At 69.1% G+C, this 12,736-nt stretch carries 9 protein-coding genes and 3 pseudogenes; 2 read left to right on the forward strand and 10 right to left on the reverse strand.

Annotated elements, in window-relative coordinates; translation table 11 throughout:
• The first annotated feature begins 450 nt into the window (after positions 1-450).
• Positions 451-1,695 carry a wax ester/triacylglycerol synthase domain-containing protein gene (locus BN1555_RS38370; RefSeq protein WP_176709898.1) on the forward strand — a complete coding sequence of 415 codons (1,245 nt, stop codon included), beginning with the start codon at positions 451-453 and terminating at the stop codon, positions 1,693-1,695.
• A 106-nt stretch (positions 1,696-1,801) separates the two neighbouring features.
• Here the strand turns inward: BN1555_RS38370 and BN1555_RS00185 are convergent, their stop codons facing one another.
• From BN1555_RS00185 to BN1555_RS00210, 6 genes and pseudogenes are all read right to left on the reverse strand, one after another.
• Positions 1,802-3,268: a flavin-containing monooxygenase gene (locus tag BN1555_RS00185; protein ID WP_369688926.1), complete on the reverse strand. Its 1,467-nt coding sequence runs from the start codon at positions 3,266-3,268 to the stop codon at positions 1,802-1,804.
• Between the two features lie 126 nt (positions 3,269-3,394).
• Positions 3,395-3,961, reverse strand: a complete 567-nt coding sequence (locus BN1555_RS00190; RefSeq protein WP_093803058.1) for a transposase — start codon at positions 3,959-3,961, stop codon at positions 3,395-3,397.
• Positions 3,877-4,473: a helix-turn-helix domain-containing protein gene (locus tag BN1555_RS00195; RefSeq protein ID WP_107081124.1), complete on the reverse strand. Its 597-nt coding sequence runs from the start codon at positions 4,471-4,473 to the stop codon at positions 3,877-3,879. The genes BN1555_RS00190 and BN1555_RS00195 overlap by 85 nt, the downstream gene beginning before the upstream one ends.
• Before the next feature lie 229 nt (positions 4,474-4,702).
• Positions 4,703-5,776: pseudogene (locus tag BN1555_RS00200) on the reverse strand (IS701 family transposase); the annotation flags it as partial.
• Positions 5,769-6,425: pseudogene (locus BN1555_RS00205) on the reverse strand (transposase); the annotation flags it as partial. The pseudogenes BN1555_RS00205 and BN1555_RS00200, both read right to left, overlap by 8 nt.
• A 96-nt stretch (positions 6,426-6,521) precedes the next feature.
• The gene (locus BN1555_RS00210) at positions 6,522-9,434 is read right to left on the reverse strand and encodes an AfsR/SARP family transcriptional regulator (RefSeq protein WP_093796835.1); all 2,913 of its coding nucleotides are present in this window, start codon (positions 9,432-9,434) and stop codon (positions 6,522-6,524) included.
• Positions 9,435-9,619: 185 nt separating this feature from the next.
• On the opposite strand from BN1555_RS00210, the gene BN1555_RS00215 reads away from it, so the two are divergent.
• A complete protein-coding gene (locus tag BN1555_RS00215) occupies positions 9,620-10,111 on the forward strand; it encodes an RICIN domain-containing protein (RefSeq protein ID WP_093796837.1) in 492 nt (163 codons plus the stop codon).
• Positions 10,112-10,262: 151 nt separating this feature from the next.
• Here the strand turns inward: BN1555_RS00215 and BN1555_RS00220 are convergent, their stop codons facing one another.
• The 4 genes and pseudogenes from BN1555_RS00220 to BN1555_RS00235 form a co-directional block, all read right to left on the reverse strand.
• Positions 10,263-10,583, reverse strand: coding sequence for a hypothetical protein (locus BN1555_RS00220; RefSeq protein WP_093796839.1), 321 nt, complete (start codon positions 10,581-10,583; stop codon positions 10,263-10,265).
• Positions 10,580-10,798, reverse strand: coding sequence for a hypothetical protein (locus tag BN1555_RS00225; protein ID WP_093796841.1), 219 nt, complete (start codon positions 10,796-10,798; stop codon positions 10,580-10,582). The genes BN1555_RS00220 and BN1555_RS00225 overlap by 4 nt, the downstream gene beginning before the upstream one ends.
• A 365-nt stretch (positions 10,799-11,163) precedes the next feature.
• Positions 11,164-12,195 (reverse strand): IS630 family transposase, encoded by a 1,032-nt coding sequence (locus BN1555_RS00230; protein WP_093803059.1) that lies wholly within the window; start codon positions 12,193-12,195, stop codon positions 11,164-11,166.
• A 57-nt stretch (positions 12,196-12,252) separates the two neighbouring features.
• Positions 12,253-12,555, reverse strand: a pseudogene (locus BN1555_RS00235) (IS21 family transposase); the annotation flags it as partial.
• Positions 12,556-12,736: the final 181 nt, after the last annotated feature.

Raw genomic sequence — 12,736 nt, forward strand, 5'->3', positions numbered from 1 at the left:
TGCGGCCGAGCCCCTCGCGAAGAGGATCTCCGATACCGGGAATTCTGTTTCCGTATGTCCTGCGGGAGTTGGCGGGCCCCTGGTCCCGTACTCCGCTGCCATTCATTCCCGGGAAACAACCGGCGAATCCCCCCCGTACAACAGGACGGGAGTTCGATGCCGCTTCCCCTGCAGGGGGAGTTCCTACGGGCCGCTTGCGACGTATCCGGATCGCGTGCTCCTATTGCTGGCGGCCGAGCAGCCACTCGGCCGCCAGGGCATGAGGCGCCCAACGGACCGCGGCCCGAACGCGTTTCGCCCCTGCCCGTACCGTCCGGGCGCAAGCGGTCCGTACACCACACGGACGGAACCAGTCCTTCGTGGCGCGCCCGGCCGCACGTGGGCCCGAGAGGAAGGGAAAGTCCCGTTCACCCCGCGCGGCATCCACCCGCCGACGACGAAGGGCCCTTGATGGACGACGCGCACACGGCCGGGCCGTCCCACCGGATGGCACCGCTGGACCAGGTGTTCTGGAAACTCCAGCGTCACGCCCCCCACCAGGCGACCTTGGCGGTCCTCGCCCACCTGGAGGGTGCCGTGGGCTCCTCCGAGCTGATCGAGTGGCACCACGGCCTGATTGCCGCGTGGCCCCGTCTGGCCTGCCGGGTCGCCGACGGCCGGCGGCCTCGGTGGGAACCGGACCCCCACTTCCGGGTAGAACGGCATGTGAGCCACGTGGCCGTGCCGTACCCGCCGGACGATCCGCGCCTGGACCACCTGGTGCACAATCTGGTCAACACCTCCTTCCCGCCCGACACGGCCCCGTGGCAGGCCTACCTCATCGACGGTCCCGACGGGAACAGCGCCTACCTGCTGAAGATCGCACACGCCCTGACCGACGGCCTGCGCATGGTGGACCTGGTACGCGGTCGACCCTCCCACATCGACGCCCCCGCCCCCCGGAAGCACGACACTCACCTTGCGCATGACGGCCGACTGCGACGGGCCCTCCGGTGGCGCCGGCCGGCGGCGTTGCTCCTGTCCCCGGACCACCGCCCCGCTGTCCGGGCCAGCGCGGCACGCCAGTACGCCTCCTTCGCCTTCCCCCTGGAACAGGTACGCAGAACGGCCCTCCGGACCCCTGCCGGAAGCGTCAACGACGTACTGATGCACGCGATCGCCCACGGGCTGGCGCGGTACCGGGCCCGATACGCGGGCGAATCCCCGCGGCCTCTCTCGGTCTTGACGCTGGTGGGCCGCTGGCCCCTGTCGGCACCCGGCGTCGGCAATGACCTCACCTTCGCCAGCTTCCGCCTCTCCGGCCGACACGACGGCATCGACTCCGCGCTGCGGGAGACACGGGCGGCGGTCACCGGAGCGGGTGGCGGTCACCCTCCCGACGTGGCGGCCCTCGCTGCCAGGATCTCGCCCTTCGTACCCGGAAGGACGCTGGTGGCCTCCCTCAACCGCTTGGGCCGACGCCATGACTTCATGATCACTAACGTTCCGGCCGGCCGTCGTCCCTTCTCGATCGCGGGGGCGCCCGTCACCGCCGTCTACGGAATACCTCCGCTGCTCGGCACGGAGATGGTCACGGCTGTCGTCCCCTACCGGGAAACCTGCCACCTCTCCGTGGTCACCGATCCGGCACGGATCACCGACATCGGCGCCCTGGTCACCTGCATGCGCGACGCACTGGCGGAGACGACGGCCTGACGAACCACTCCGCCGTACGGCGTGCCGGCACCGACACGCCGTACGGTTGCTGGTCGGTGCGGCCCGCCGGCGGCACGGGCACCGGCCGAGGGGGCGGGCCTCCGGTTCAGCGGAGACGTCCCGGCGGCATTCCCCGCCGGTCTCCCGTATCCGGTTCCACGGACGGGCGGGGGCCCGGGACCGGAAGACCCGGAGAGCGGGGAGCGGCGGGCGCGGCATCGCGCAGTCGGCGCCTGCCCGCTCGGCGTTCACGGGCGAGGGCCCGCCGGATGGTTCGGCAGTCGACCTCGATCCCGTGGCGGTAGCTGTGTGAGTAGATCCTGTCGTGGCGTCGACGTTCGCGCCGGTTCGCCCGGGCCATGTCCACCGGCGGGGGCGGGAGCGCCGAGCCGTCGATCAGGTCGGCGATCCATTCCGCCTGCTCCTCCAGCAAGGGGAAGGCCGCTCCGGAAGGTTGCGCCAACCCCATGAAGTACAGTCCGGCGCGGTCGACGGGGACGGTGCGCAGATAGAGGTCCGTCCGGCCGTCCTCGGCGGAGAAGACCGAAGGGCTGAGGAAGGGGAACGACAGTTTGTATCCCGTCGCGTACACGACGGCATCCACCTGCTCCCGCGACCCGTCGGTGAAGACCGCATGGTCGCGGGAGAACTTGGCGACTCCCGGTTTTGCCGTGATCGCCCCGCGCACCAGTTGGACGAACAGCTCGTCCGAGCACGTCGGATGCGCGGACAGGAGCCTGTGATCCGGTTCCGGGAGGCCGTAGTCGGTCACCCTTCCGCGGCTGAGCCGGAGGGCCAGGTTCAGCACGGGGCGTTTCACGAAGAGGGGCAGTCCGGTCAGCGGACTCGCGGCGAGGCGGTCGGCGGGCCGACCCAGGATCACCCTGGGGATCACATGAGCGCCGCTACGGGTGGACAGGAAGGTCCGCGCCGCCGTACGTGAGATCTCGGCGGAGATCTCGCACGCGGAATTCCCCATACCGACGACCAGCACCCGTTTGTTCGCATACGGACGTGGGGTGCGATAGTCATGCGAGTGCACCATGGGCCCCTCGAACGTGTCGGCGCCCGCGATGGGGGGACCTGGGAACCGGGGATCCCAGTGGTGCCCGTTGGCGACGATGACCGCCGTGTGACGGCGAGTCTCCTCCTGCGGTTCGCCGCGCCTCTGGTGGACGACCTCCCAGTCACCGTCGGGACGGGGCCGCGCCGCGGTCACTTCCGTACGGAATCTCATGTGCCGGTACAGGGAGTACGTACGCGCGTAACTCTCCAGATAGGCCAGCACCTGACGGTGGTGTGGAAAGATTGGATAGTCGTCCGGCATGGGCAGGGAGTCGAAGGCCATGCCCTCCCGGGAAATGTTGGTGTGCAAGGACTCATAGATCCCGGACATGCCGTTGTCGTTGCCGAAACGCCAGAGTCCGCCGATCCCCGATCCGGCCTCGTAGCAGTCGAAATGGATGCCTCGTGATGCCAGCACTTTGCTCGCAGCCAGACCAGAAGGGCCGGCTCCGATCACGCAAACGGTGTTCGCTCGCACGTTCCTCCCTCTGACCGGGCGTCGGACCACATTTCCGCAGAGACATTCACCGCGGAAGAGGCGGCCGGAAAACACCGTCCATGACGGTAGTCCGCCTCCGATCTGACGGGTACCCGAGTGATTTTCCGATTCCTGTGCGATACTGACTTCGGCGCTTCAAGGTGACGTTGGGGCGTTGAGGGTGAGGCCGGTGCCGGCTATGAATCCGTCGAGGGTGTGGGGCCGGTACTGAAGGCGTTTGAGGCGATTGCGGACGAGGGCTTCGAGGTGGTCGAGGGCCATGACGGCAAGGTTGGCGAGGCTGTGTTTGACGTGGGCCCACACCCACTCGACCGGGTTGAGGTCGGGTGAGTAGGCGGGCAGCAGGAACACCGTCAGCCATTCACGCTCGGCGACGAGGTCCCGCATTTTGCGGGAGACGTGGGTGTTCAGCCGGTCCCAGACCAGCACGATCGGCGCCCTGACCAGCTGATGGACGCCGTCGATCAACGCGATGAAGTCCCGCTCGCCCATACTGCGACGCTTGCCTTTGCCTGCGGGATGGCTCCGCAGACGGTGGCACAGCCGGGTCCGGGAACCCGGCCGCATCGCGATCAGGCCGGCCACCGACAGCCGCCCCGAACGTCGTCCGCTCACGGTCACGAGGGGGGTGCGTCCTCGCCGGCCCCAGGTCCGTCCCCGGGGCGGTCTGCGGGTGAAGCCGGCTTCGTCCTCGAAACAGATGTAGCCCCCGCAGGCCGCCCGGGTCCTTTTACCTCCGTCCAGGTCACCTCCTTCCACACGCTCACGGCGCTCTCGTCGCGCTCGGCGACCCGCCGCGCGGGCACCTGCGGGGAGAAGCCGAGCCGGTGCATCAACCGGGTGGCGCCCGAGACGCTGTAGGAGATGTGGAATTTCCGGCCGATCAGCGTGGCCACCCTTGATGCGGTCCACACCTGGTCCTCCACCCACCCGTGCGCGGCCGGACCCTGCTCCAGATATGCGGCCAGCTTCTCCAGAGACCGTGGGGACAGGCGGCACCGTGAGCCGCTCGGACCGCGGGAGGCCAAGGCCTGAACGCCACCGTCCCGCCACAACTGGTGCCACTGGTAGGCCGACTTCACACTCACCCGCAACTGCCGTGCAACCTCCGACGGCTTGACCCGCTGCTCGAACAGTTCAGCCGCCTGCATCCGTACCGACTCCCGACGCCGACGTCCCGTAGGAGTCAGTCCGCCCCCATCCGCATATCTCACACACCACGGATACAACCACCCACCCACGCTCATCAGGAGCTTCACAACGATTCACCCCAACGAGCTGAAGTCAGTAACGGTCCCGGAGCCAGCGGCGGTCACTCATGGCACGGCCTGATGAGACGCGTCGGCGCGCTCGCATCCACGTCAAGGACCGGTCCCGCAAGGGGGCCGGGTTGGCGCATCGGCTGGTCGCTAATACTCCAGCTGTAGATCGTGATCTTCATGTCTAGGATGCGGCTTGCCGCCGGTAGTGACTCGTGCGTGATCGTGCCTGGTGACGGCGGCGCCAGTCGGACCAGGCGAGCCGGTGGGTCGCGTCGCGGACGGGCCGGACAACGAGCGCGATGAACAGGCGGCAGATCTCGTTGCAGGACAGCGGGATCAGGTAGTCCGGCGTGGGTCGTTGTGCGTGTTCGTCGGCGCGGACGACGGCGAGGAAGGCGCGGGCCAGCATCGCGAGGGTGACCCAGCGGGCCCAGGAGGGGTAGCGGCGGACCTGGTGCTCGTCCAGCCCGGCCAGTCCCTTCTCCATTTGGAAGGTCTCCTCCACCCGCCATCTGGAACCTGCGACCTTGACCAGGGTGGCCAGGGATGTCGGCGTGGTGGAGTGGCAGCGGTAGTAGGCGAGTTCACCGGTGGTGCGGTTTCGGCGGATCAGCAGCTGGTGGTGGCCCGGGGCCGGCTCGGCGAGGTCGATGACGGCCCAGTCGTAGAACCGCTGCCCCTTCGCGCCGCGTCCGGCCGAGAGCTTCTGCCAGGCCCGCTTCGGCACCCTCTTCACCAGGGCATCGGCGCGGAACTTGCCTGCTCCGGTGGGTACTTCGGCCGAGCAGACCACCGCCAGGACGTAGCCGATGCCGCGTTCCTCCAGAGCCGTACGGAGTCTTGGGTTGCCGCCGTAGACCTCGTCCCCGGTGACCCAGCCGGCGTCGTGTCCGGCATCCAGGAACCGTTCGATCATCGTGCGGGCCAGTTCCGGCTTGGTCGCGAAGTCGGTGTCCTCGCCGAGCCCGGCTGCCCGGCAGCGGTCCGGGTCGCACGTCCAGGAGCGCGGGATGTACAGCTCCCGGTCCACCGCCGCGTGCCCGCGCTCGCCGGCGTAGACCAGGTAGACCGCGACCTGGGAGTTCTCGATCCGCCCGGCCGTTCCGGTGTACTGGCGCTGGACCCCGACCGTGTGGGTGCCCTTCTTCACGTCGCCGGTCTCGTCGACCACCAGGACCGCGGCATCGTCATAGAGGTGCTCGACGACGTACTCGCACACGTCGTCACGGACGCCGTCGGCATCCCAGACGGCTCGGCAGCTGAGCCAGCGCGAGTTGAGTGGCTTCGATGTGGTCGGCGGCGGTGTTGGAGCCGGCGTTCCCAGGGCGCAGCAGGCCCGCGACCGGCTCACCGGAGCCGGGGCGTCCATGGTCGGCGAACGCCATCAGCGGGTGGTGGCCATAGGTCTTCTTCCAGGTCGCGGCGGCGTCCTGCTTGTCGGAGTGGGGCAGCACCAGCACCCCGTCGATGTCCACGATCACCTGCCCGGAGGCGTCCAGGGCCGCCTACTTGGCCAGGCGCCAAACTCGGTTCCGCACTTCGGATCGGGCGGTGCGGATCGCCGTCAGGGCCTTCGGGCCGGCCGCCGCCAGAGTATCGAGCAAGCGGGAGACTGTCGGATCCGAGGCGACGGGGCCGAACACCGCCGGCTCGGCCCGCAGCATGCCGACGTCGGCCAGGCAGTCCCCGCCCAGGGCCACCGCCAAGGCCACATCCAGCAGGACCTTGCCCGGATCGTGCACCGCCCGCGGCTTGCGCCACGGCGCCAACGCCACTGAAAGCGCCTGATCCAGCCCGGTCTTGCGGGCCGTCTCCACCAGCAGTACGCCTCCCGCCTGGGAGACCACCAACCGGCCGCCGCCCTCGACGCGGACACGTGGATAGGACCCGATACGCTTCTTCACCTGGGAAGTGCCTCCGGGGGGAGCCCGCGATGGATGCGAGATAGCGGGGTCGGCCGTCGTGGGCTGTCCATGGCAGTAGGCGTGGCCTCGGGGCGCTCATCGCCGCGTCCCGCGCTCGATCGCTTCCGCCAGGGCATGGGCGACGGGTTGCGGTCCGCAGGGCCCGGGATCTGCCGTACGGATGCGTCGGATGTGCTGCCGCATCGCGTCGGCCTCGGCGTCCAGGCCTCGATCGGTGTAGATCGCGGCGGCCTCTCGCCGACAGGCGAGGGCCTCGTCCGTGCGCCCGAGGGCGTCCAATGACGTGGCGAGGACCGCCAAGGGCCAGGCCAGTGTCTCGTCGTGGCTGCCGATGGACCTGCGACCGAGGTCGACGGCGCGCCGGCACAGGACGACAGCCCTGTCATGGTCGCCGATGCCCTGCATGCCCCTGGCGATGGCCGAGAGGGCGCATGCCTCACCGTCCTTGTCGCCGAGCCGACGGCGCAGTCGAGCGCTTCGGATGCCGTGCTCGATGGTGAGGCGGGGGTTGCCGAGGTCAGCGTGGAGTACGGCGATGTTGCCTTCCGCCACCGCTTCCCATCGCCCGGTGTCGAAGCCCCGGCTGAGCACGAGCGCCTCGTCGAAGTGGCGCAGCGCCTCGACGAGGCGGGTCTGTCGGCGCAGCAGCTGGCCGAGTTCGGTGCGGGCGGCGATCTGGATGTGGTTGTTGCCGACGTCCTTGGCCAGGGCGCAGGCGCGGATGAGATCCCGCTCCGCGTCCGGATGCTGGAGGTGTGCCAACGCCTCCCCACGAGCGAGCAGGACGTTGGCTTCGTGATCGATCCGGCCGGAGCGCCGCGCCGCGTGCAGGGCCGCGGTGGCGGTGTCGACGCGCTCCTGCCAGCCGCCCATGAGCACCAGGAAGCCGAGAGCGTCGACGAGGTGCAGCGCGTACCGGTCCATGGCGGTGTCGACAGCGTGGTGCAGGGCGGCGACGAGGTTGGCCCGTTCCGCGGTGAACCACGCCCAGGCGTCGTCACGGCCGGCCAGGAGGTGTGGATGGGCTGACTCGGTGGGGTTCGTCACCACACGGGTGCAGGTGGGGTAGAGCAGGCGGTCGGCGGTGTGCGCGGTGTGGGCGTACCACATGAGCATCGCGTCGAGAGCGTGTCCCCGTTCGGTCTCGGAGTCGTGCGCACCGGCCAGTTCGCCGGCGTAGGCGCGCAGTAGATCGTGAAAGCGGTATCGGTCGTGCGCGACCGGTTCGATGAGGTGCGCGTCTGCCAGCGCCCGCAGCAGTCGCCGTGTCGTGTATGGGGGCAGGCACGCGAGGGCCGCGGCGGCGGGTGTGGAGATGTCCGGGCCGGGATGCAGGCCGAGGCGCCGGAACAGGCTCGCCTGCGCTGCCGGTAGCTGTGCGTAGGACCACTGGAGTACGTTGCGGACCGCGGCGTAGGGATCCTGGCCCCAGCTCAGTGCGTCGAGTTTGGAGTCCTCGTCGGCGAGCTCGTCGGCGATGTCGGCGACGGCGACATGTTCGTACGCGGCGGCACGCCCGGCGGCGATCCGCAGCGCGAGCGGCAATCGCGCACACAGCCGGATGAGGCTCTCCACCGCGGCCGGCTCCGCCTGGGCGCGAGCGGGGCCGATGATGCCCACGACCAGGGACGAGGCCTCGTCCGGAGACAGCACGTCGAGGGTGATCCGGTACGCGGCTTCGGTGACCACCAGCCCGGTCAGGCTGTCGCGGCTGGTCACCAGCACCATGCACCCGGGCGCTCCCGGCAGCAGCGGCCGGACCTGCTCCGCGCTGTTGGCGTTGTCCAGCACGATCAGCATGCGTCGCCCCGTCGCCAGCGTGCGAAACAGTCCCGAACGGGCGCCGGTCCCGACCGGCACCGCCGCCGGATGTACGCCGAGCGCGACCAGGAAATCGTCGAGGACCTCGTCCGGGGTCGCGGGCCTGCCGGGCCCGTAACCGTGCAAGTTGGTGTGCAGTGTGCCGTCCGGGAACCGGTCCTGGACGCGGTGGGCCCAGTGCACGGCGAGCGTCGTCTTGCCCACTCCGCCGGATCCGTCGAGGGCGGAGATCACCACGGCCTGACCGCCGGCGGGCGGTAACAGCGCGTCGAGTGCCGCCACGTGATCGGCACGGCCGGTGAAGTCGCGAATCGCCTGCGGCAGCTGACGGGGCACCCGTGGCGTGACGGACTGGGGTGGCCTCGGGGCGGGCAGCGTGCCGACCGCCCCGGCGCGATCGTCCCGCGGTATCCGGTCGGCCCGGCGGGCCCCGGATTCACCGCGCAGGATCCGCTCGTGCAGCCGCTGGGTGCAGGGGCCGGGGCCGACCCCCAGTTCCTCGGCGAGGCGGGTTCTGAGGCGGTGGAAAACACCCAGCGCGTCAGCTCGTCGGCCACAGTGGTCCAGCGCCGCCATCAGCTGGGCGTGCAGGCCCTCGTGCAGGGGATGGTCGTGCACGAGATCCGCCAGATCGTGCACGACCTCGTGGTGCTCGCCGAGTTCTATCCGCCACTTGGCGCACTGCTCCAGCGCGCTGAGCCGCTGCTCGTCCAGCCGCGCGGCGGATCTGGCCAAGGCCGCCGTGCCCAGCCCGTCGAGTGCGGGCCCACGCCACAGGCCCAGCGCCGGCCGGATCAGCTGGACCGCCCGCTCGAGTCTCCCCTCGGCGGCGTGGCTGCGGCCCTCGGCCACTCCGGCGGCGAAGCGGAGCGAGTCGAGCCGGGCGGCGTCGAGGCGGATGCGGTAGCCGGGCTCCTCGGTGAGGATGAGCCGCCGGTCGGTGTCGCCCAGGCATTCCCGCAGCGCCGAGACAGAGTTCCGCAGCTGTTTGGTGGCGGTGGGGGGTGGCTCGTCGTCCCAGGTCATCTCGATGAGCTTGGACAGCGACACCACCGTGTTGGGCGCCAACAGCAGGGCTGCCAGAAGCCGTTGGCGACGCGCCCCGGGCACCGGCACCCGCTCACAGCCTGTCCGGACGTCCAGCGCACCGAGAATGCGAAAGTCCATCCTCCCGGCCTCTCCCCCCTTGCCACCAGTAAGAAAATCAAAGCACAGCGTTCGTGGCAACGCCCACCCACCGGCCGTTGGTGACGGCGTGAGGACGGCGTGAGGACGGCGTGCGAGAGGTTGTGGACGTCTCGAGGCAACCCGGGACCAGAACCACCGATACGCCGAACTCAAGGGGATAAGACATGGAAAACAAGAAGAATCTCGCACGTCTCGCCGGCGCCGGGGCGGCGCTGGCCATGGGATCGACGCTGCTGGCCGGCGCCCCGGCTTCGGCGCAGGCGGCGGCGGTGCCGATCTACCAGGTGATCAACGGAAACAGCAGCAACTCCTGCCTGCAGGTGGCGAACATCGCGTCAGGCAAGGGAAACGTGGTCCTCGGCAACTGTGACCGCAGGGCGAGCCAGGTGTGGACCGTCATCGACGGCGTCTTCAGGAATCCCCAGTACGACCAGTGCCTCGACGGAAACGGCGCGGACGTCTACACGGGATTGTGCAACGGCGGCGAATATCAGGACTGGAGGACCACCTCCGGCAGCCCGAAGTCCATCTTGCATTACGAGAGCCAAAAGTGGCTGCACGCGAGCGGAGCAGTCGGGGCCGAGGTCGTCTTCCGGGACACCAAGGAGACGGCGTCCCGCTGGGTGATCGACCAGGTGGGATGGATCAACCCGTGAGTGCGGGGGCCGGCCTCACTGACGGCTCACGCTGACGGCTCGCACTTTCGGCTCGCGCTGAGGGTTCGCGCTGACGGCTTGCGCTCTTGGCAAGCGGTACGCGGACACCGCGGTCCCGCCGCCTCGGCACTTGGGCGCCTGCGCGGTGACGTCACGGTGGGGCAGTCTCGGGGGACGGACCGGCCGGTCCGTCCCCCGAGACGTCGAGGCGAGCACCGCGTAGCTCCGCGACCGTGAGTGCATCGTGCAGCGCCTCGTACAGTCGCGCCACCAGAAAGTGCAGTTCGACGGTGGACAGCTCCGGCTCGGTACGCATCGCCCGGGCGTGAGCGAGCACTGTCCGGTCCGACCGCAACGGACTGGCCTCCGTGACCGCCGCGATTCGGGCGACACCGGCCTCGGCGAATGCGAGGTAGCACGGTCGGCCGTCGTCGGTCGTCCACGGCAGCAGGCGTGGTCTCGGGGCGTTCATCGTTGCGTCCCGCGATCGATCGCGTCCGCCAGGGCGTGGGCGACGGGGGGTGAGATTTTCCCGAGGTCGATGAGACCGTACACCGGTTCGCCGTTCTCCTCCCGGACCCGTACGACCAGGGGCGGGAAGAAGACGCCCGCCTTCTGGAGCGCGGAGGCCAGCGCCGTGCGCGCCTCCACCTGCTTCAGTCTGCTGCTCCCGCTTTCCTCCGTCATGGTCAGGCCACCTCGATTCCGTGGATCCGGCGGGGCCCCACGTCCACGCCGTGAAGGACCAGCCACAGCGTGATGCGACGCATCCATTGCTTCCATACGTCGTGTCGTTCACTTGTTCCCGTCATGGCATCCACATCCCGTGTTACGCAGTACGCCTCCCGCCTGGGGGACCACCGACCGGACGCCGTCCTCGACGCGGACACGTGGATAGGACCCGATGCGCTTCTTCACCTGGGAAGTGCCTCCGACGGTGGCAGGAACAAGGACCTGAAAAATCTTCATTCTTGCTGGTCAGAGGCACTTTCTGCTTACGTGATCACCAGTCGGGCAGTCCGCGACGTGAAAGCGCGAGGCTAATGGGTTTCCTACTGGATCGTGTAGCGGACGTGCCGGGCGGCGAAGTATCCGCAGATGATGCGGGGCTGCTTCTGGCGTCGGCGCAGGAAGCGCCGGGTCTCGTGGGCGAGGTCGTCGGCGGAAGAAGTGGCGCGGGCCGCGTGGACATGGTGCTTCAGGTCGGCGTTCAGGAGTTCGTCGGGGTTGAGCTCGGGGCTGTAGCCGGGCATCAGGTGTAGTTCGACTCGTTCGGTGTTGTCAGCGAGCCAGGCACGGGCGGCCTTGCTGCGGTGGACCGGATGCCGGTCGACGATCACGTGGACCTTCCGCCCGGCCTGGCGGGCGAGGCGGTCAAGGAAGACGCAGAACACCTTCGCGGTGAACTTGCCGGGGAAGACGGTGAACCACAGCGCGCCCCTGGAGGCGACCGCTGACATGATGTTGACCTTGAAGCGACGTCCGTTCACCCGCACCACTGGGGCCTGCCCGGCCGGCGCCCACGGGCGTCCCGGCGGGGCCGTTTCGGAGCGCAGTCCGCACTGATCGGCCCAGACGAGCTCGGCTTTCTCCCCGCTCGCCCGGGCCCGGATCGCGGAATACTCCTCCTGAATCCACCTGCTGACCTGGTCGTCCTGCTGCCGGTAGGAACGGCGGTCGGGCCGCTGCGGGGTGAAGCCGTGCCGGCGCAGCCACTTGCCCACACCCCGTTCGGTCATCGACACCCCGCACACCATCTTGATCAGCGCCCTGACCGAGCCACGCGTCCACATCACCCCGCTCTGCCCCAGGTCGGCCGGGGTGTGGTCGCACATTGCCCGCAGGACTGCTCCACGCGCTGACTCATCGACCAGCTCACCCTTGCCCGCACGGGATTCACGAACTGCCGCGAGCAGTGCCTGCCTCCCGCCGGTCCGACTGGCCCGCCACCAAGTGCCTACCGACCGCTCGGAGACCTCGAACATCTCCGCCGCCTGGCTGTACGTCCGAACCCGCCCCGACTCCAGCGCACTCACCACCCGCAACCGCAGATCCTCCTGCGCAGCAGGCGACAGACGCCGCATGTCCCCACCCTCGATCACACCTCATCAACGAGCAGGCAACCCATCAGTTCCGGTTCAATGGTTGCCGGTGAAGCCGTACTCCTTGACCAGCCGTTCGTGAATGACCGTCGCCTTCATCAGGATTTCGGCCCGCAGCATCGAGTCGATCAGCGGCGCGAACTCGTCCACCACCTGCCCGCGGTGCTGTCCGTTCGACGTCCGTCGCGGCGGGGCCGCCGGACCCTCAGCGGAGAGGTACTTACGGACCGTTTTGCGGTCCAGCCCGGTCTCCCTGGCGATCTCCGACAGGATCATCGCCCCTGACTCCAGCAGGCCACGGAAGCGCCGCAGTTCCAACCAGCGATGCGGATCCAAGACCATCTTCAGCCGCCCTTCTGCCGCCCCATATCGATCAGCAGCAGCGTGCCGAGCACCCGTCCTCAGCGCGTCAAGAACTGGCCGCGTTCATTCGTACGTGGGTGGGGACGTTCATGGCTCTGGCAAGATTTTCGTAGCCGGAGATCACCTCGGTGACACGGTCGGCCGGTCCGAATACCGGGCA

This window comes from Streptomyces sp. Wb2n-11, assembly GCF_001049855.1.
Classification (GTDB): domain Bacteria; phylum Actinomycetota; class Actinomycetes; order Streptomycetales; family Streptomycetaceae; genus Streptomyces; species Streptomyces altiplanensis.